We start from the raw sequence: 18,421 nt of genomic DNA, 5'->3' as shown, positions 1-18,421 counted from the left end.
TCAGGAGGAAGAATTGCTCGATCGCAAGGCACTTCAGGCACTGGGTTGCTGGACAGGCTATCGGCTGGAGCGGGTGGAGTGGCCGCAGGGCGATAGCCGCACGCTGTCGCTGTACTTGAAGCTGGTCAGCAAGGTGATGTACTGCGAGCAATGCGCAGCGCGTTGCCAGCAGATTCATGAAACGACGGTGCGGCGGGTGCGTGATCTGCCGCTGTTCGAGTATCGGGTGGTACTGCATGTCCCCCGTCGCCGGGTCTGGTGCAAACGCTGCGGCAGGCCGAGGCAGGAGAAGCTTGACTGGCTGGGCCGCTACCAGCGAGCGGCGGTGCTCGCGCGCCTGCGCGGTATGCACCGCCTGCGCGACGCGCAGTGGCTGCGCAAGACATCGGTCGCGCTCGCGCTGATCGCCGCATGGGAAATCGCCGCGCGCGCGATCGACAACGATCTGCTGTTGCCGCTCGCGTTGCTGTGAGCTCGCGTTCGGCGCGAGCGCGGGCGGCGGCGGGCTCGGCGGGTACATCTTCCAGAACCGCAACGAGTTCTACACGGATCGCGTGTTCGCCGGCCTGGCCGCGGTGATCGTGATCGGGCTCGTCGTCGAGCACGGCGTGTTCGACGCGCTTGAACGCGCAACCGTCAGGCGCTGGGGCGTGCACGCGCAGTAAAGCGATCAGCCGAATCCCGCCATTCATTCCGGATACCGAACGATCAACCGCGGATCACCCGCCGTTCGCCCGCGCGTTTCTTCATTCGATTGAGCGGGCAACGGTGAAACCTGACGGGTGCATTTCGCCTTGCCTTCGAGGCTTTCATCGGATCCCAAAGCAAATTGAGGGAACGAGGGTTAGTCCCACTGTGGAACGTTTGCGTCGCGCCCGTTAAGCGGTACGGAAAGTCAAGCTTTCCAGCGTCGTGCCCACGGCGCTTCGATCATGCAGCCGTTCTTTCAGGAGACTCTCATGCTGCGTTTCATTCAATCGCTTTTGCGCGACGAGCGCGGGGTCAGCGCACTCGAATATTCAGTGCTGGCCGGCATCGTGGTGGTGGCAGTCGCTGCGGCAGGTGCCATCTTCGGCGGCAATTCCGGCTTGCCGAACCTGTTCCAGAACATGATCACCAAGGTGACGAGCGTACAAACCAACGGCCATTGACGACGAACCGGCCGGCGCCGCTCGCCGTGGCGCGCCGGCCGCGTTCCCCGATTTCACGAACGCCCATGATTCTCTCGCTCAAGCTCGTCGCCAGTTGGACGCTCGCGTCGCTCGCGCTCGCCGATCTGCGCGCGCGGCGGCTCGCGACGTTCGCGGTCGCGATCGTCGGCGCGCTGTATGGCGCGCTGGCGCTCGCGGGCGCGCCGGGCGACGGCGGCTTCGCCGCGCATGCGGCGCTCGGTGTGGCCGCGTTCGCGCTCGGTGCGGCGATGTTCCGCATCGGCTGGATCGCTGGCGGCGACGTCAAGCTCGCGGCCGTGGTGTTTCTGTGGGCAGGTCCCGCGCATGCGGGGCCGGTCGCGTTCGCGATCGGCGTCGGCGGTCTCGCCGTCGGCGCCGTCTGCATCGCGGCCGCGCGCGCGCCGCGCGCGCTCGCGTGGTTCGCGCCGGCGCGCGGCGTCCCGTACGGGGTCGCGCTCGCGGCGGGCGGCCTTTTCGCCGTGTGGGCGCCGGCCGCTTGCCGGCTGCCCGCATGTCTCGGATGACAGGCGGCCGACATGTCCCATTTTCTCAAGCTCGCCGGCCTGATGCTCGTCGCGGTGGTCGGCGCGTTCCTGTTTCGCGCGCTATACGTGGCGGCGTCGCAGCCGCGCCCGGCCGCGCCGCCGCAACAGGTGCGCGTGCGCGTCGCGGCCGCCGATCTGCCGGCGGGCCTGCTGCTGCGCGACGCCGATCTCGGCTGGAAGACGATGGCGCGCGGCGACGCGCCCGCCGGCGCGTTGATCGAAGGTGATGTGCGCAGCGACGCCAAGACTGCGAACGTGGCCATCGACGCGAGCGTTGCCGCAGCCGGCGATCTGAAGGGCGACCTGCTGCGCCATCCGGTGCGCGCGGGCGCGCCGCTCGGCCCGGCCGACGTGATCCTGCCGAGCGCGCCCGGCTTTCTCGCGGCCGCGCTCAAGCCCGGCATGCGTGCGATCTCGGTCGCGATCGACGACGTATCCGGCAATGCCGGCCTCATTGAGCCGGGCGACTACGTCGACGTGCTGCTCACGCAGCAGCTCGCCGCGCCGGGCGGCGCGCCGGCCGACCCGGAGCGCGCGGTCGAATCGGAGACGATCGCCGCGCGCGTGCGCGTGCTCGCGGTCGGCTCCGCGTTCCAGCGGCCGAAGGAGGACGCCGCGCAGCCGAACACGCGCGCGCGCACGGTGACGTTCGAGGTGAGCTCGCACGATGCGCAGGTGATCACGGTCGGCGCGCATCTGGGCGCGCTGTCGCTCGCGCTGCGCAGCTTCGCGACGAGCGATCGCGGCGCGGGCGGCGTGGCGTTTGCGGAGCCGCCCGCGCCGCCGGTATGGGCGGGCGACGTGTCGCGCGCGCTGCGCGCGGAGGCGCCGGCCGCGCCGCCGCGCCGCGGCGGCGCCGCGCGTGCGGGGGCCGAGCGGCGCGTGATCGTCTATCACGGCTCGAAGCAGGACGACGCGGCGGGCGCGGGCGCGGGCGCGCCGCTGCCGGGCGGCGTGCCGCCGATTCCGACGCTGCCGCCGTTGCCGGGAGCGGCGACGCCGCCGGCCGGCGGCGCGCGGCCGGCGGCGTGACGGATGGCGATCGATCAGGAGGACGAGTCGAAATGGGGAGCGTGATTGGCGCGATCGGCGTGCGGCAAGCGGCGTCGGCATCGGCATCGGCATCGCCGCACGCGGTGCGCTCGCGCGCGCGTGCAAGCGGGCGGCGCGCGGCGGCGGCCGCGCTGGGGTGGCTCGCGGTTGCGCTGAGCGCGATGACGGTCGCGCCGCGGCTCGCGCGTGCGGCCGAGCCCGCGCCGGTGCTCGCCGTGCCCGCCGGCGGCGGCGAGATGGTGAAGCTGCCGGAGCCCGCGGTCGCGGTGTTCGTCGCGGACCCGGACGTCGCCGACGTGCACGTGCCGACGCCGCAGGCCGTGTTCGTGCTCGGCAAGAAAGCCGGCACGACGACGCTGTTCGCGCTCGGCGCGAACAACCGGACGATTCTGCGCGAGACCGTCGTCGTCGACGTCGACACGCCGTCGCTGCAGCGCATCCTCGACGCGCGCTTCCCGCAACTGCATCTGACGCTCGCGGGCGCGCCGGGCTCGCTGATGGTGAGCGGGCGCGTGCCGAGCGCCGCGGACGCGGACGCCGTCGCGCAGACGCTCAAGCCTTACCTGCGCCAGCAGGAATCGCTCGTCAACCGGCTCACGCTCGCGCGGCCGATCCAGGTGCATCTGCGCGTGCGCATCACCGAGGTCGACCGCAACATCACGCAGCAGCTCGGCATCAACTGGAGCGCGCTCGGCGCGAGCGGCAATTTCGTCGGCGGGCTGTTCAACGGGCGCACGCTGTTCGATACGGCGTCGAAGGCGTTCGATCTGTCGCCGTCGGGCGCGTTCTCGGTGCTGGGCGGCTTTCACACGTCGCGCTACTCGATCGACGGCGTGCTCGACGCGCTCGATCAGGAGGGCCTCATCACGATGCTCGCCGAGCCGAACCTCACCGCGATCTCCGGCCAGACCGCGAGCTTTCTCGCGGGCGGCGAGTTTCCGATTCCGGTCGCGCAGGACACGACGGGCGCGATCACGATCCAGTTCAAGCCTTACGGCGTGTCGCTCGATTTCACGCCGACCGTGCTCGCCGACAACCGGATCAGCCTCAAGGTGCGCCCGGAGGTGAGCGAGATCGATCCCACCAACAGCGTGACGACGGGCAGCATCAAGGTGCCGGCGCTGACGGTGCGGCGCGTCGACACGACGGTCGAGCTGTCGAGTGGGCAGAGCTTCGCGATCGGCGGCCTCCTGCAGAGCAAGAGCAGCGACGTGCTCGCCGAGCTGCCGGGGCTCGCGCGGCTGCCCGTGCTCGGCAAGCTGTTCTCGTCGCGCAATTACCTGAACGACAAGACCGAGGTCGTCGTGATCGTCACGCCGTACATCGTGCAGCCGGCGAATCCGGGCGAGCTGCACGACGCGCTCGACGACGTCACGCGCCCGAGCAGCGACATCGAATTCGTGCTGCAGCGCTCGCTCGGCATCGATCCGCTCGGCGGCGATGCGCCGCGGCTTGCGGGCCCGGCGGGCTTCGTCTACTGACGACGGAAGGCAAGAGGAACACGGAGGCATGCGATGGCGATTCGATTGGAACACACGCTGCGCCGGCACGCGTCGCGCGCGGTGGCCGCGTGCGCGTGGACGGCGCTCGCCGCGCTCGGCGGCTGCATGGCCGGCCATCCGCCGTACGGGATGCCCGATGCGTCGGTGATCGGCTACGACGCGCGCACGGGGCTCGCGCGCGCACCCGACTGCGCGGCGCTCGAGCAGCGCTCGCAGATGATCGACGCGGGCCGCGCGCGGCCCGGCGTGAGCTTCGGCTGCGCGACCTACGGCAACCTCGCGGCGATGCTCGCGCGGCCCGCCGATCTCGTCGCGCCGCTGCCTTACGCGGGCGCGGACGCGGCGCTCGGCGCGAGCGCGGTGCGCCGTTACGACGAGGGCCGCACGACGCCGCTCAACCCGACGTCGACGACGACGTCCGTCACGCATTAGCGGAGGCGAGATGGGAGCACTCGATCTGATGGGCGGCGCGCGGCGCGCGAAGGACCTGCGCGAGGCGGCGGGCGGCGCGCGCCTGATCGCGATCGTCGCCGACACGGCGAGCGACGAAGCGATCCGCAACCTGATCGTCGATCAGGCGATAACGGGCGCGCACGTCGCGCGCGGCGCGATCGACGACGCGATCGCGCTGATGCGCGATCTGCCGCACGGGCCGCAGCATCTGCTCGTCGACGTGTCGGGCGCGGCGATGCCGCTGTCCGATCTCGCGCGGCTCGCCGACGTCTGCGATCCGTCGGTGAACGTGATCGTGATCGGCGAGCAGAACGACGTCGGCCTGTTCCGCAACATGCTGCGCATCGGCGTGCGCGACTATCTCGTCAAGCCGCTGACCGTCGAGCTCGTGCACCGCGCGCTGTCCGCAGCCGATCCGGGCGCGGCTGCGCGTACCGGCAAGGCGATCGGCTTCGTCGGCGCGCGCGGCGGCGTCGGCGTGACGAGCATCGCGGTCGCGCTCGCGCGCCATCTCGCGGACCGCATCCGCCGCCGCGTCGCGTATGTCGATTTCGATTGCCACGGCGGCGCGGCGTGCTCGATGCTCGGCGTCGTGAGCAATCAGGGGCTCGTCGAGCTGCTGCAGAATCCGCAGCGGCTCGACGCGCAGTTGATCAAGCACGCGATGGTCGCGCAGAGCGACCGGCTCTCGGTGCTGTCGGCCGAGCTGCCGTACGACAGCGAGGCGCCGTTGCGCGCGGGCGCGGTGGCGGGGCTCGTCGGCGCGCTCCGGCATCAGTTCCATTACGTGCTGCTCGATCTGCCCGAGCGCGCGGGCCGGCTCGCCGACGAAGCGCTCGCCGCGTGCGCGAGCGTCTACATCGTCGCCGACCGCTCGGTGCATGCGGCGCGCGAGGTGGCTCGGCTGCTGCATCATGCGGAGGCGCTCGACGGCGACGCGCACGTGTCGCTGATCCTCAACAACGCGCAGCAGCCGGTGCGCGGCCGCGTCGAGCCGGCCGACTTCGCGCGCGCGGTCGGGCGTGCGTCGGCGCTCGAGCTGCCGTACGAGCCGCTCACGCTCGCCGTCGCCGAGAATCTCGGCGCGGCGCTCGACGCGCCGCGCGGCGGCTTCGCGGCCGGCATCGCCGCGCTCGCGCAAGGGCTGACGGGCGCCGACGCGGCGAGCGCGCCGCGCCGGCCGTGGTACGCGCGGCTTGCCGGCGCGCGGGGCGCGCGATGATGTTCGGCCGCCGCCCGTCATCTTCGTTCGCGCCCGGCGCCGACGTCGGCGCGCGCGAGTTCGCGAACGACGCCGCGTTGCCGGGCGCGGCGCCCGCCGTCGGGCACGCGTCGGCGCCCGATGCGCCCGATGCGCCCGATGCGGGCGGCGCGTCGCGCGCGAATCCGCCCGCGGGCGCCCGGCGGGAAAGCGGCGCACCCGACGGCCATCCGCGCGCGCCGCGCGACGCTCGGGACGATTGCGACGCTCGGGACAATCGCGACGATCGCGACGATCGCGACGATCGCGACGATCGAAACGACCCGGACGGCTCCGGCCACGCGCAAGACCACCACGAGGCGCTGATCCGCTCGGAGACGTTCAGGACGATCCGCGCGGTCGTGTTCTCGTCGATGAACATGTCGGCCGCGCTGATGATGTCGCGCGCCGAGGTGCGCGAAGGCATCGAGCAGACGGCCGCCGACATGATCGCGCGCGAGCGCCTGACGGTGACGCTCGCCGAGCAGGCGCTCATCGTCGACGAGATCCTCAACGACATGTTCGGCGTCGGCCCGATCGAGCCGCTCCTCGCGGACGAGCGTGTGACCGACATCCTCGTCAACGGCCCCGACCAGGTGTACGTCGAGCGCGCGGGCAAGCTCGAGCTCACGCCGCTGAAGTTCCGCGACAACGCGCACGTGATCAACGTCGCGCAGCGGATCGCGGCGGCGGTCGGGCGGCGCGTCGACGAGAGCAGCCCGATGGTCGACGCGCGGCTCGCGGACGGCAGCCGCGTGAACGTCGTGCTGCCGCCGATCGCGATCCGCGGCGCGTCGATCTCGATCCGCAAGTTCGCGAAGCGCAACATCACGCTCGCGCGGATGGCGCAGCAGGGCAACCTGTCGCAGGCGATGGTCGAGGTGCTGAAGATCGCGAGCGCGTGCCGGCTGAACATCGTGATCTCGGGCGGCACGGGCTCCGGCAAGACGACGCTGCTGAACGCGCTGTCGCACTTCATCGATTCGCACGAGCGCGTCGTGACGATCGAGGACGCAGCCGAGCTGCAACTGCAGCAGCCGCACGTGGTGAGCCTCGAGACCCGTCCGGAGAACAGCGAGGGGCTGGGCGGCGTGTCGCAGCGCGATCTCGTGCGCAACGCGCTGCGCATGCGCCCCGACCGGATCATCCTCGGCGAGACGCGCGGCCCGGAGGCGTTCGACGTGCTGCAGGCGATGAACACCGGGCACGACGGCTCGATGACGACGATCCACGCGAACACGCCGCGCGATGCGATCACGCGCCTCGAGAGCATGGTGATGATGGCCAACGGCAACCTGCCGCTCGTGTCGATCCGCCGGCAGATCGCGAGCGCGGTGCACATGATCCTGCAGATCGAGCGGATGCGCGACGGCGTGCGGCGCGTCACGCGCGTGACCGAGATCGCGGGCATGGAGGGCGACGTCGTGATCACGCAGGATCTGTTCGCGTTCCGCTACGACGCGAGCGCGTTCCAGGAGCAGGTGCACGGGATGTTCGAATCGTCTTCGCTGCGGCCGGCGTTCGCGCAGCGCGCCGCGTATTACGGCCTCGAGGGCGCGCTGCTCGGCGCGTTGCAGCCGTGAGCGCCGCGGACGTCGTTGCCGTCGGCGCGTTCTTCGCGATCGTCGTCGCGGGCTTCGTCGTGCGCGCGCTGCACGATCTCGCGCGTCGGCGGCCCGCCGCGCGCGTGCGGGCGCGCGTCGGCGCGCTGCGCGCCGCGGGGCGCAGCGCGCCGCCCGCGCACGCGTCGCGCGTCGGCCAGCAATTGTTCACCCGCCCGCACGGCGAAGGCGAAGACGGCGCGCTGCGCGCATGGCTGCGCGCACGCGGCGAGCGCGTGCGCACGGCGGCGGGCGCGGGCGGCGCGCGCGCGATCGCGTTCGCCTCCGCGCTCGCGGCGCTCGCGGGCTTCGTCGGCGCGTCGTTCGCGGGCGTCGCGCCGTGGCTGCGGATCGCGCTCGCGGCGGCGCTCGCGGCCGGCGCGGCGCGCGCCGTCTACCGGATTCTGATCGCGCGCTTCAAGCAACGCTTTCTCGGCGTGTTCCAGGACGCGCTCGATCTGATCATCCGCGCGGTGCGCGCGGGCATCCCCGTCGCACAGGCGATCGGCACCGCGGGCCGCGAAAGCGAGGAGCCCGTGCGCGCGACGTTTCGCGCGATGGGCGATGCGCTGCGCGTCGGCGCGGACCTGAAGGACGTGCTCGAGCAGCAGGCCGAGCGCCTGCAGCTCGCCGATTTCTCGTTCTTCGGCGTGTGCCTCGTGTTGCAGCGCGAGACGGGCGGCAATCTGACGGAGACGCTCGAGAACCTCTCGGGCATCATCCGCACGCGTCGCGACATCCGGATGAAGACGCGCGCGCTGACGGCGGAAGGGCGCATCGCGAGCAAGATCATCGCGGCCGTGCCGTTCGCGATCGCCGCGTTCCTGTTCGTCGTGAACCGGCCGTACATCGACCTGCTGTTCCGCACGCGCGCGGGGCACAAGATGCTGATCCTCGCCGCGGTGCTGCTCACGATCGGCCTCGCGATGATTCGCAAGATCGCCAACCTGGACACGTCGCGATGAACCCGGCCGCGCTGTCGATCGCCATCATGCTCGTGCTCGCCGCTGTCGTGGCGCTTGCGTGGCTGCTCGCGCGCGACGTCGCGGCGCGCCGGCGCGTCGCGCAGCGTGCGCGCGCGAGCGCCGCGCGCGCAGCGGCCGTCTACGCGCCCGTGGACGACGGCGCGCGCAGCGTGCCGCGGCGCGTCGCGCAGCGGGTGGCGTCGCTCGGCGAGCGGGTGCCCGTCGTCGACGCGACGCAGCGGATGAAGCTCGCCGCGCGGCTCGCGAGCGCGGGCTTTCGCGAGTGCCACGCGGTGTCGGTGATGGTGGGGCTCAAGCTCGTCGTCGGCGCGTGCGCGGGGCTCGCCGCGCTCGTCGTCGGCGCGCACGTGCCGCGCGCCGGCGATTATGTCGTGCTGCGCGTGCTGATGATGGCGGGCGCGTTCGTGATCGGCATGATGCTGCCCGAGCACGCGCTCGGCTTCGCGGTCGCGCGCCGCCAGAAGACGATCGCCGCGTACCTGCCCGACGCGCTCGATCTGCTCGTCATCTGCACGAACGCGGGCAACAGCCTCTCGGTCGCGATCCGGCGCGTCGCGTCCGAGCTGAAGACGATCTGCCCGCCGCTCGCCGACGAATTCTCCGTCTGCGCGAACGAACTGCAGATCGGCGGCGAGCCCGCGTTCGCGCTCAACGCGATGGCCGCGCGCATCGGCCTGCCGTCGATGCGCGCGCTCGTGACGACGCTCGTCCAGTCGCAGCAGTACGGCACGCCGATCACGCAGTCGCTGCGGATGCTGTCGCGCACGGAGCGCGCGATGCAGATGATCGCGCTCGAGGAAAAGGCGGCGAAGCTCGCGCCGAAGATGACGCTGCCGATGATGCTGTTCGTGATGCCGACCGTCGCGTTGATCGCGGCGGGGCCGGCGGTGATTCGACTGATAGCGGTGTTCCACAAATGAACGAGCCACATTTCGACGACGCATGCGACCGCGCATGCACGGCGCGGCGCATCGGCCGCGAGGGGCATGCAGGGCGGGCAGGGCGCGTGGGGCGCCTGCGCCGCGCGACGCCGGCCGCGCGGGTGTTCTGCCCGTTGTTCTCCCCGTTGTTCTCCTTGCTGTTCTCCCTGTCGTTCGCCGCGCTGCTCGCGGGCTGCGCGAGCCACGGCGCGTTTCAGCCGCGGCCAGTGCTGTCGCAGCGCGGCACGGTCGGCGACAGCGATCTGACCGTCGCCGAGAGCGCGCTCGCGGCCGGCAACGCGGAGCTCGCGGCGACGCTCTTCGAGCGCGCGCTGAAGGCCGACCCGCGGTCGCTGCCCGCGCAGGTCGGGCTTGGCGATGCGATGTACCAGACGGGCGAACTTGCGCGCGCGGGTGTCTTGTATGCGCAGGCGGCGACCGCCGCGCCGGACGATCCGCGCGCGCAGTTGGGCCTCGCGCGCGTCGCGCTGCGCGAGCGGCATCTCGACGACGCGCTCGCGCGTTACGCGAAGCTGAACGCCGCGCATCCGGAGAACATCGCGGCGGCGGCCGGCCTCGGCACGGTGCTGGATCTGCTCGGGCGGCACGACGACGCGCAGCGCGTGTATCGCGCGGCGCTCGCGCGCCATCCGGACGCGCACGCGCTCACGACCGATCTCGGCCTGTCGCTCGTGCTCGCGAATCGCGCGCGCGAGGGCGCGAACGTGCTGCTCGACGTCGCGGGGCTGCCGAACGCGCCGGCGCAGGCGCGAGAGGACCTTGCGCTCGCATACGGGATGCTCGGCAACGACGATGCCGCGAAGCGCATCCTCATTCACGATCTGCCGGCGGCGTCGGCGGAGGACAACCTGCGTTTCTACCGGAACGTGCGCGAGCGAAGGGCGGCGGGGGCGGGCAGTCCGGGCGGCGCGCCGAATGTGACGAGTGCGACAGGCGAGGCGAACGCGGCGCATGCAGCGGCGGCAGCGGGCGCGACCGCCGACGCCGGCCCCGCGCCCGTGCGCGCGGAGATCGTCAAATGAAACGCGTCTCCCGGCTGGTGCGCGACGAGCGCGGCGTGGTGTCGCTCGAATTCGTGCTCGTGTTTCCGTTCATGATGCTCGTGCTGTTCGGCATCGTCGACACGAGTCTGCTGCTCTGCGACAAGGCGGTGATCACCAACGCGAGCCGCGAGGCCGCGCGCGCGGGCGTCGTCGTGCGCGTGCCGCAACTGGCCGCGACCGACATCGCGAAGGTCGCGCTGTCGTACGCGCAGGGCAGCCTCGTGAGCGGCGGCACGGTCGGCGCGCCCGTCGTCAACGTCGACCAGTCGGCCGGCACGTCGCCCGGCAGCCCGTTGAAAGTGACCGTCAGCTACACGTATCAGGGCCTCGTGCTCGGCTCCGCGCTGAGCGCGCTGACGGGCCCGATCACGCTGACGGCCGTGACGGTGATGAACTATGAATGAGCGTCGCGCCGCCGCCGCGCGCCGCCGTGAGCGCGGCTCCGTCGTGCTGTGGTTCCTGCTGTTCCTGCCGGTGCTGCTGCTCTTCGGCGCGTTCGCGATCGACTTGCCGCACGTCGCCACCGCGCGCAACGAACTGCAGAACGCGGCGGATGCGGCCGCGCTCGCCGGCGCCGCGTCGCTCGAGTCGAGCCCGGGCGCGCCCGGGTGGGCGGCGGCCGCGAGCGCGGCAAGCGCCGCGCTGTCGCTGAACGCGGCCGACGGCGCGACGCTGTCGAGCGGCACGGTGCAGACGGGCTACTGGAACGTGACGGGCGCGCCCGCCGGCCTCGAGCCGACGACGCTCGTGCCCGGCGCATACGACGTGCCGGCCGTGCAGGCAACCGTCACGCGCGCGACGAACCGCAACGGCGGGCCGCTTGCGCTGCTGATGGGCGGCTTCCTCGGCCTCGTCGGCACGCCCGCGGCGGCGACGGCGGTCGCGGTTGCCGCCGCGCCGTCGACGCTCGGCGCGGGCGGGCTCTTTCCGATGGTCATCGATCAATGCGTGCTCGACCAGTACTGGGACGCGCAGGCGGGCGCGCCGCGCGTCGATCCGGCGACGGGCGCGCCGTACGAGTTCCAGGTCGGCAACGGCCAGACTTACGGCGGCACATGCTATGCCGGCCAGTGGACGACGTTTCTCGTCAACGCGAACGACGTGCCGACCGTGCGCGGACTGATCGCGAACGGCAACCCGACGCCGCTCTCGATCGGCGACAGCATCTGGATCGAGCCCGGCATGAAGACTGCGATCTACTACGACGTGCCGGTCGGCGTGACGGTCGTCGTGCCGGTCGCCACGCAGATCAGCAGCAAGACCTATGTGCCGGTCGTCGCGTTCGCCGCGCTTCATATCGACGCGTCCAACGGCGCGAACATCAAGGCGATCACCGGCCACTTCGTCGGCGGCTACCGGATTCCCGCGAGCGCAGGCGGCGTCGGGCCCGCGTACGGCGCGTACGTCGCGCCGCGTCTCGCGTATTGAGCGCGGACGCACGCCTGCGGCCACGCGCATGATCGCGGCGCGCGCCGACGCGAACGCGCCGCGCCGCATCGCACGCCGCCCGCGCACGCGATAGCATGAAAACTGCTGAGTTCAGCAGCATTTCTTGGTTCGAAAACGGTGCATGCACTGATACGGTGACGGACTCGCGGCGCATCGCGCGCCGCGTCGCTCATCAGCCGGACGCGCCGCGCCGGCGTCACCTAGAACAAGAGAAACGCACCAATGAAACTCAAGCCATTCGCTACCTGGCTCATCGGTCTGTCGCTCGTCGCCGCGCATGCGGCCGCGCACGCGGACCGCCTCGACGACATCAAGAAGTCCGGCGTGCTGCGCGTCGCGACGTTCGACAGCAATCCGCCATTCGGCTTCGTCGATCCGAAGACGAACCGGATCGTCGGCCTCGACGTCGACTATGCGCAGGCGCTCGCCGACAGGCTCGGCGTCAGGCTGAAGCTGCAGCCCACCAATCCCGCGAACCGCATTCCGTTCCTGACCTCGGGCAAGGTCGATCTCGTGCTGGCGAACTTCACGATCACCGACGAGCGCGCGAAGCAGGTCGACTTCAGCATTCCGTATTTCGCGTCCGGCCAGCAGTTCCTCGCGAAGAAGGGCGTGCTGAAATCGGCCGACCAACTGAACGGCCTGCGCGTCGGCGCCGACAAGGGCACGACGAACGAAGTCACGCTGCGCGAGAAATTCCCGAAGGCGACGATCGTCGCGTACGACGACACGCCGTTCGCGTTCGCCGCGCTGCGCGCGGGCAACGTGCAGGCGATCACGCAGGACGGCCCGAAGCTGATCGGCCTGCTCGCGAACGTGCCGGACAAGCAGAACTACGAAGTGCCGGCGTTTTCGATCTCGAACGATTACATGGGCGTCGGCGTGCCGAAGGGCGAGACGCGGCTCGTCGCGTTCGTCAACGATACGCTGACGAATCTCGAAGCGAACGGCCGCGCGGGCCGGATCTACGATGCATGGTTCGGGCCGAACACGAAGACGCCGCTCGCGCGGATCTTCCGGATCGGCGACAAGCGCTGAACGCAGCGCCGAGCCCGCTGAACCCGCGCGGGCCGCCTGCACGCCGCATGCGGCCCGCATTCGCGCGTGATGCGAGCGCGTGCGCGATCGAGGCGCGCGACACGCAATCACGCGGCACGCAACCTGCGGCCGCCCGCCCCGGCGGCCCGAAGCAACGAGATGGACGCCTGGCTCGCTCCCAAATATCTGATGTGGTTATGGCAGGGTTTCCTGCTGACGCTCGGCCTGTCGTTCGCGGCGGCCGTCGCGGCGACGCTCGCGGGCTTCGCGCTCGCGATCGCGCGGTATGCGAAGCGCGCATGGCCGAGGCGCGCGGCGGCCGCGTACGTCGTCGCGTTTCGCAACACGCCGCTCGTCGTGCAATTGCTGTTCTGGTATTTCGGCGTCGCGTCGCTGCTGCCCGAGCCCGTGATGGCGTGGCTCAACGCGCGCCATGCGGCGGCCCTGGGCGGCGTCGAGCTGCATTGGCCGTCGTTCGAGTTCGTCGCGGGCTGGGTCGGCCTGAGCTGCTACACGAGCGCGTTCGTCGCCGAGGAGTTCCAGGCGGGGCTGCGCGGCGTGCCGGCCGCGCAGCATCACGCGGCGAGCGCGCTCGGCCTGTCGCCGCTGCAGACGTTTCGGTTCGTCGTGCTGCCGCAGGCGGTGCGGATCGCGCTGCCGCCGCTCTTCGGCCAATACATGAATCTGATCAAGAACTCGTCGCTGACGATGGCGATCGGCGTCGCCGAGCTGTCGTATGCGTCGCGCCAGGTCGAGACCGAGACGTTCCGGACCTTCGCCGCGTTCGGCGTGTCGACCGTGCTGTACATCGCGGCGGTCGCGGCCGTCGAAGCGTTCGCGCAATGGACGGTGCGGCGCCGCGATCGCACGTTCGCAGGGCGCTGACGATGGATCTGTCGATACTCGCGCACAACCTGCCGTACCTGCTCGTCGGCGCGTTTCCCGACGGCCCGCTCGGCGGCGCCGCGCTGTCGCTCGTGCTCGCGCTCGCGTCGGCGCTCGCATCGGCCGTGCTGGGCGTCGCGCTCGGCGTCGCGCTCGCGCTCGCGACGGGCGCGCTGCGCGGCGCGCTCGTTGTCGTGATCGGCTTTTTCCGCGCGATTCCGGTGCTGATGCTGATTTTCTGGACCTACTTCCTGCTGCCCGTGCTGCTGCACGCGGACGTGCCGGGGCTCGCGGCCGTCGTGTGCGCGCTGTCGCTCGTCGGCGGCGCGTATCTCGCGCATTCGGTGCACGCGGGCATCCGGGCGGCGGGCGACGGGCAGTGGCAGGCCGGGCTGTCGCTCGGGCTCACGCGCTGGCAGACGGTGCGCCACGTGCTGCTGCCGCAGGCGGTGAAGATCATGACGCCGTCGTTCGTCAACCAGTGGGTGTCGCTCGTGAAGGATACGTCGCTCGCGTACATCGTCGGCGTGCCGGAGCTGTCGTTCGTCGCGACGCAGGTCAACAATCGGCTGATGGTGTATCCCGCGCAGATCTTCCTGTTCGTCGGCGTGATCTACCTGATTCTCTGCACCGCGCTCGACGTCGCGGCGACGTGGCTGCTCGCGGGCCGTCGGCGCGGCTCGCCGCGCGGCGACGAGGCGTCGCGCGCAACTGCCGCGCAGCCGGCGTCGGGCGGGCCGCGATAGCGTCGCGGCGTCACGACGACGCGTAATGCGTGTTGAAGATCGCGCGCAGCGTCGACGTATCGGTCGCGAACTCGGCCCACAGCGGCGCGTCGACCTGCGCGAAGCCGAGCGGCCGCGCGCCGCCCGATGCGAGCCGGAAGCGCGCCTCGCTCGCGACGCGCCTGAACGCGTCGAGCTGCATCGCCGACAGCGTGTTCTGCGCGTTGGCGAGCGCGACGAGCGGATCGACCGGCCGATCGTCGACGCGCACCTCGAAATGCAGATGCGGGCCCGTCGCCGCGCCCGTCGCGCCGACCGAGCCGATCCGCTGGCCCTGCGCGACCCTCATCCCGACGTCGAGCCCCGGCGCGAACGCCGACAGATGCGCGTAGTAAGTCGACGTGCGGTCCGGATGGTCGATGACGACATACTTGCCGTAGCCGAGCGCATCGTAGCCGACGAACGACACGACGCCCGCCGCCGCCGCGTCGACGCGCGTGCCGGCCGGCGCGGCGAGATCCACGCCCGTGTGCATTTGCAGGATGTGCGACAGCGGGTGCACGCGCTCGCCGAAGTACGAGCTGATGCGCGTGCTGACGACGGGCATCGTGAGCGCGGGCGCGTCGAGCGGCGCGCCGTCGAACGCGTAGTACGCGCCGCCCGCCGCGCCCGGCGGCTTGAACCAGACCGCGCCGAACCGGCGGCCCGCGACGCGCAGCTCGAGCGCGGTCACGCGCGGCTTGCCCGATGCGGCGTCGAACGCGATCCGGTAGCGGTCGCCCTGTTGCGCGTTCGCGTGAGACTGCACGCGGTCGGCGATCAGGTCGCCGATCTGGATGCGTACTTCGGGCGGGATGTCGATCCGGTTCAGCGTGTCGGCGAGCGTGTCGTCGATCGGCCCGGCGCGCACGCCGCTGTCCGTGAGCGCGAGCACGGAATCGGCGAGCGAGAACGCGCGGCCGTCGTAGCCGAGCAGTTGGTTGCGGTGCGCGGCGAGCGACGCGAAGAGTCCGGGGCTCGCGCCGGGCCGCGCGAGCCCCGGCTGCGCCGGGCCGGGCTGCGTGACGTCCGCCTGCGCATCGCCGAGCGTCGGGCCCGCCGACTCTTGGCGACGCGCGGCGAGCGTTCGCAGCGGCGCGGCAGGCGGGTTCTGCTCGGCGATCAGGCGCTCGAGCTCGCCCGTGACGAAGCGCTGCGCGCTCGGAAACGGCGTGTCGGCGAACACGCGCTGCGGCGTGCGCGCGGCGTTCGCGCTCGACGCATCGGGCGACTTCGACACGGCCGGCAGCGCCGCGAGGCCGCAGGCGATCAGCGCGCCGAGCGCGCCCGCCGCGGGCAGCTTGCGCCTGAACGAACGAGGAGGGGCCGAGCGAGCCGCCGATCCGGCGACGGACGCGGGATCGGCGAAAGAGACGGAAGAAACGGAAACGGATTGCGCGATTGGCTTGGCCAAGAGTGTCCACATCCTTGAAAAGGGCGGTTCGAACGAAAAGGGTGTGGGCGGCGACTGCGTTGGAACCCGCGTCGGGGCGGGCCGGCAGCGCCTGGGCGTCAACGCGGCGGGGCGCGCTCGCGAACGGAACGCGCCCCGCTGCGCGCCGCCCGGCCCAACGACGCGGACGATGTCCGCTCCGAACGGCGATTCGGTTTCCGAGGGTTCAAACCCAGATGAAGCATCGACGCCATCCAGGATGACCGCGCGGCGCGCGCAAATGTTCCGGACAATTTGACGATTTTATGTAGGGGCGGATACGCAAAGCCTGCGATGCGCGCTCAGCGCGCGTTTGCGCGCGACAAAGCGCGCGGCGCGCAATCTTCGGCCATCCGTAGAGCGGGCGACGCGCGCAGCGCATCGACGCCCGCGTCGAGCATCGCTTCGGCGTCGCGCCAGCGATCTCCGCGCAGCCGCGTCGTCCAGATCATCGAGCCGAAGATGCCTTCGAGCAGCGACAGCAGATAGACGCCCGCCAGATGCACGTCGAGCGACGCGTCGAGTTCGCCCGCGGCGACCGCGCGGCGCAGCAGCGCCTTCGCGATGCGCAGCGTCTGCAATTCGTAGAGCGTGCGCCGGCGCATCAGCGGCGCGTTTTCCTCGCTCTGCTCACATTTCATGTAGAGGATCTCGAGCACGCGCTGCATCGAGCCGGGCTCGCCGCATTGGTGCAGATAGTGCGACGCGGCGAGCCGCAGCGTCGCGAGCGTGGGCCGCTCGTCGGACAGATCGAAGCCCTCGGCCGCGCGCGAGAACGCGCGATCGCACACCGCGACGCACACCTCGATCTTGCCGTTGAAGTGCCCGTAGACCGCGCCGCGCGACATGCCGGCCGCCTCCGCGATGTCCGCCATCGCGGTCTGGCCGACGCCCTTTTCCAGCAGCACGAGCTCGGCGGCGTCGAGGATCCGGTTCTTCGTGTTCAGCGATTCTTCGCGCGTCTTGCGGGCCATGTGGGTGTTGCTCCCTTTCGAATGTTTGTCGCTTTCTTACGACAATATGTCGGGCGACACTATTTAATCAATCGTGACTGATTATAATCGATCGCCCCGACCGGCCCCAAATTCGTCCCGGTCGAGCGACTTGCGAGGAAAAAATGAAATACGAATGGGCACGCGTGCGCCGCTTGTCGGCGGCGCTCGCGGTCGCGGCGTTCGTCGCGGCCGGCTGCGGCAAGCACGAAAGCGAGCACGACGCCGCCGCGCCGCGCGAGGCGAGCGTCGTCACGGTGAAGAAGACATCGGTGCCGCTGTCGGTTGAATTGCCGGGCCGGCTCGATGCCTACCGGCAGGCCGAGGTGCGCGCGCGGGTCGCGGGCATCGTGACCGCGCGCATCTACGAGGAAGGGCAGGAAGTCAAGCGCGGCGCGGTGCTGTTCAGGATCGATCCCGCGCCGTTCAAGGCGGCGCGCGATGCGGCCGCGGGCGCGCTCGAGAAGGCGCAGGCCGCGTATCTCGCGGCGCTCGACAAGCGCCACCGCTACGACGAACTCGTGCGCGACCGCGCGGTCAGCGAGCGCGACCACACCGAGGCGCTCGCCGACGAGCGGCAGGCGAAGGCGGCCGCCGCGTCGGCGCGCGCGGAGCTCGCGCGCGCGCAACTGCAGCTCGACTACGCAACCGTCACGTCGCCGATCGACGGCCGCGCGCGCCGCGCGCTCGTGACGGAAGGCGCGCTCGTCGGCCAGGATCAGGCGACGCCGCTCACGACCGTCGAGCAGCTCGATCCGATCTACGTGAACTTCTCGCAGCCCGCCGCCGAGGTGGAATCGCTGCGGCGCGCGGTGAAGAGCGGACGCGCGGCGGGCATCGCGCAGCAGGATATCGAGGTGACGCTCGTGCGTCCGGACGGCAGCACATACGCGCGCAAGGGCAAGCTGCTGTTCGCGGATCTCGCGGTCGATCCGTCGACCGACACGGTCGCGATGCGCGCGCTCTTTCCGAATCCGGAGCGCGAGCTGCTGCCGGGCGCGTACGTGCGGATCGCGCTCGATCGCGCGATCGCGCGCGACGCGATCCTCGTGCCGCGCGACGCGCTCCTGCGCACGGCCGACAGCGCGACCGTCAAGGTTGTCGGCCAGAACGGCAAGATACGCGACGTGACGGTCGAGGCCGCGCAGATGAAAGGCCGCGACTGGATCGTCACGCGCGGGCTCGCGGGCGGCGAGCGTGTCGTCGTCGACGACGCCGCGCAATTCGAAGCGGGCGCGACCGTGAAGGCGGTCGAGCGCGGCGGCGCCGCGCAACCGGCCTCCGGTTCCGCCGTGGCCGCCGCGCCCGACAAGCGCCAAACCTGA

At 71.3% G+C, this 18,421-nt stretch carries 18 protein-coding genes and 2 pseudogenes; 18 read left to right on the top strand and 2 right to left on the bottom strand.

The window, feature by feature from the left end; all coding sequences use genetic code 11:
* Positions 1-13 precede the first annotated feature (13 nt).
* The 17 genes and pseudogenes from WT16_RS09305 to WT16_RS09225 form a co-directional block, all read left to right on the top strand.
* Positions 14-319 (top strand): annotated as a pseudogene (locus tag WT16_RS09305) (transposase family protein); the annotation flags it as partial.
* A gap of 151 nt (positions 320-470) precedes the next feature.
* Positions 471-665, top strand: a pseudogene (locus WT16_RS35555) (ABC transporter permease); the annotation flags it as partial.
* A gap of 294 nt (positions 666-959) precedes the next feature.
* On the top strand, positions 960-1,151 hold the full coding sequence (locus tag WT16_RS09295) for a Flp family type IVb pilin (protein ID WP_015601974.1): 192 nt from the start codon (positions 960-962) through the stop codon (positions 1,149-1,151).
* Positions 1,152-1,216: 65 nt separating this feature from the next.
* Positions 1,217-1,696 (top strand): prepilin peptidase, encoded by a 480-nt coding sequence (locus tag WT16_RS09290; RefSeq protein ID WP_006026642.1) that lies wholly within the window; start codon positions 1,217-1,219, stop codon positions 1,694-1,696.
* Between the two features lie 12 nt (positions 1,697-1,708).
* Positions 1,709-2,749: a Flp pilus assembly protein CpaB gene (gene cpaB / locus WT16_RS09285; RefSeq protein WP_063533207.1), complete on the top strand. Its 1,041-nt coding sequence runs from the start codon at positions 1,709-1,711 to the stop codon at positions 2,747-2,749.
* Between the two features lie 32 nt (positions 2,750-2,781).
* A complete protein-coding gene (locus WT16_RS09280; RefSeq protein ID WP_063533206.1) occupies positions 2,782-4,251 on the top strand; it encodes a type II and III secretion system protein family protein in 1,470 nt (489 codons plus the stop codon).
* A gap of 33 nt (positions 4,252-4,284) precedes the next feature.
* The gene (locus tag WT16_RS09275; protein ID WP_063533205.1) at positions 4,285-4,704 is read left to right on the top strand and encodes a CpaD family pilus assembly lipoprotein; all 420 of its coding nucleotides are present in this window, start codon (positions 4,285-4,287) and stop codon (positions 4,702-4,704) included.
* 10 nt (positions 4,705-4,714) lie between these two features.
* On the top strand, positions 4,715-5,947 hold the full coding sequence (locus WT16_RS09270) for an AAA family ATPase (RefSeq protein WP_063533204.1): 1,233 nt from the start codon (positions 4,715-4,717) through the stop codon (positions 5,945-5,947).
* Positions 5,947-7,548, top strand: a complete 1,602-nt coding sequence (locus WT16_RS09265; protein ID WP_063533824.1) for a CpaF family protein — start codon at positions 5,947-5,949, stop codon at positions 7,546-7,548. The genes WT16_RS09270 and WT16_RS09265 overlap by 1 nt, the downstream gene beginning before the upstream one ends.
* Complete coding sequence (locus WT16_RS09260; RefSeq protein WP_063533203.1) at positions 7,545-8,531, top strand: type II secretion system F family protein; 987 nt, start codon at positions 7,545-7,547, stop codon at positions 8,529-8,531. Before WT16_RS09265 ends, WT16_RS09260 begins: the two co-directional genes overlap by 4 nt.
* Positions 8,528-9,472 (top strand): type II secretion system F family protein, encoded by a 945-nt coding sequence (locus WT16_RS09255; protein WP_006026649.1) that lies wholly within the window; start codon positions 8,528-8,530, stop codon positions 9,470-9,472. Before WT16_RS09260 ends, WT16_RS09255 begins: the two co-directional genes overlap by 4 nt.
* Entirely contained in the window at positions 9,469-10,515 is a 1,047-nt protein-coding gene (locus WT16_RS09250; RefSeq protein ID WP_063533202.1) for a tetratricopeptide repeat protein, read from the top strand. Before WT16_RS09255 ends, WT16_RS09250 begins: the two co-directional genes overlap by 4 nt.
* Positions 10,512-10,940, top strand: a complete 429-nt coding sequence (locus tag WT16_RS09245) for a TadE/TadG family type IV pilus assembly protein (RefSeq protein WP_015601982.1) — start codon at positions 10,512-10,514, stop codon at positions 10,938-10,940. The genes WT16_RS09250 and WT16_RS09245 overlap by 4 nt, the downstream gene beginning before the upstream one ends.
* Positions 10,933-11,964, top strand: a complete 1,032-nt coding sequence (locus WT16_RS09240) for a TadG family pilus assembly protein (RefSeq protein WP_063533201.1) — start codon at positions 10,933-10,935, stop codon at positions 11,962-11,964. Before WT16_RS09245 ends, WT16_RS09240 begins: the two co-directional genes overlap by 8 nt.
* Positions 11,965-12,207: 243 nt before the next feature.
* Complete coding sequence (locus WT16_RS09235) at positions 12,208-13,023, top strand: ABC transporter substrate-binding protein (RefSeq protein WP_063533200.1); 816 nt, start codon at positions 12,208-12,210, stop codon at positions 13,021-13,023.
* A 159-nt stretch (positions 13,024-13,182) separates the two neighbouring features.
* Entirely contained in the window at positions 13,183-13,908 is a 726-nt protein-coding gene (locus tag WT16_RS09230; RefSeq protein WP_063533199.1) for an amino acid ABC transporter permease, read from the top strand.
* 2 nt (positions 13,909-13,910) lie between these two features.
* On the top strand, positions 13,911-14,654 hold the full coding sequence (locus WT16_RS09225) for an amino acid ABC transporter permease (RefSeq protein WP_063533198.1): 744 nt from the start codon (positions 13,911-13,913) through the stop codon (positions 14,652-14,654).
* Positions 14,655-14,664: 10 nt separating this feature from the next.
* Here WT16_RS09225 and WT16_RS09220 read toward each other — a convergent pair whose 3' ends face one another.
* Positions 14,665-16,086 carry a peptidoglycan DD-metalloendopeptidase family protein gene (locus WT16_RS09220; protein WP_063533197.1) on the bottom strand — a complete coding sequence of 474 codons (1,422 nt, stop codon included), beginning with the start codon at positions 16,084-16,086 and terminating at the stop codon, positions 14,665-14,667.
* Between the two features lie 320 nt (positions 16,087-16,406).
* Complete coding sequence (locus WT16_RS09215) at positions 16,407-17,078, bottom strand: TetR family transcriptional regulator (RefSeq protein WP_063533196.1); 672 nt, start codon at positions 17,076-17,078, stop codon at positions 16,407-16,409.
* A gap of 143 nt (positions 17,079-17,221) precedes the next feature.
* Here WT16_RS09215 and WT16_RS09210 point away from each other — a divergent pair, with 143 nt between their 5' ends.
* Positions 17,222-18,421, top strand: a complete 1,200-nt coding sequence (locus tag WT16_RS09210; RefSeq protein ID WP_063533195.1) for a MexX/AxyX family multidrug efflux RND transporter periplasmic adaptor subunit — start codon at positions 17,222-17,224, stop codon at positions 18,419-18,421.

The organism is Burkholderia sp. MSMB1589WGS (genome assembly GCF_001636105.1).
Classification (GTDB): domain Bacteria; phylum Pseudomonadota; class Gammaproteobacteria; order Burkholderiales; family Burkholderiaceae; genus Burkholderia; species Burkholderia humptydooensis.
The sequence above is the reverse complement of the archived record's forward strand: the minus strand, read 5'-3'. Positions and strand labels throughout refer to the sequence as shown.

Bases quoted from the DNA above. Each gene is read 5' to 3' on its own strand.
- WT16_RS09240 (WP_063533201.1), top strand. From the start codon at position 10,933: ATGAATGAGCGTCGCGCCGCCGCCGCGCGCCGCCGTGAGCGCGGCTCC.
- WT16_RS09215 (WP_063533196.1), bottom strand. From the start codon at position 17,078: ATGGCCCGCAAGACGCGCGAAGAATCGCTGAACACGAAGAACCGGATC.
- WT16_RS09290 (WP_006026642.1), top strand. From the start codon at position 1,217: ATGATTCTCTCGCTCAAGCTCGTCGCCAGTTGGACGCTCGCGTCGCTC.
- WT16_RS09255 (WP_006026649.1), top strand. From the start codon at position 8,528: ATGAACCCGGCCGCGCTGTCGATCGCCATCATGCTCGTGCTCGCCGCT.
- WT16_RS09230 (WP_063533199.1), top strand. From the start codon at position 13,183: ATGGACGCCTGGCTCGCTCCCAAATATCTGATGTGGTTATGGCAGGGT.
- WT16_RS09225 (WP_063533198.1), top strand. From the start codon at position 13,911: ATGGATCTGTCGATACTCGCGCACAACCTGCCGTACCTGCTCGTCGGC.
- cpaB (WP_063533207.1), top strand. From the start codon at position 1,709: ATGTCCCATTTTCTCAAGCTCGCCGGCCTGATGCTCGTCGCGGTGGTC.
- WT16_RS09250 (WP_063533202.1), top strand. From the start codon at position 9,469: ATGAACGAGCCACATTTCGACGACGCATGCGACCGCGCATGCACGGCG.
- WT16_RS09280 (WP_063533206.1), top strand. From the start codon at position 2,782: ATGGGGAGCGTGATTGGCGCGATCGGCGTGCGGCAAGCGGCGTCGGCA.
- WT16_RS09295 (WP_015601974.1), top strand. From the start codon at position 960: ATGCTGCGTTTCATTCAATCGCTTTTGCGCGACGAGCGCGGGGTCAGC.
- WT16_RS09235 (WP_063533200.1), top strand. From the start codon at position 12,208: ATGAAACTCAAGCCATTCGCTACCTGGCTCATCGGTCTGTCGCTCGTC.
- WT16_RS09210 (WP_063533195.1), top strand. From the start codon at position 17,222: ATGAAATACGAATGGGCACGCGTGCGCCGCTTGTCGGCGGCGCTCGCG.
- WT16_RS09265 (WP_063533824.1), top strand. From the start codon at position 5,947: ATGTTCGGCCGCCGCCCGTCATCTTCGTTCGCGCCCGGCGCCGACGTC.
- WT16_RS09275 (WP_063533205.1), top strand. From the start codon at position 4,285: ATGGCGATTCGATTGGAACACACGCTGCGCCGGCACGCGTCGCGCGCG.
- WT16_RS09245 (WP_015601982.1), top strand. From the start codon at position 10,512: ATGAAACGCGTCTCCCGGCTGGTGCGCGACGAGCGCGGCGTGGTGTCG.
- WT16_RS09270 (WP_063533204.1), top strand. From the start codon at position 4,715: ATGGGAGCACTCGATCTGATGGGCGGCGCGCGGCGCGCGAAGGACCTG.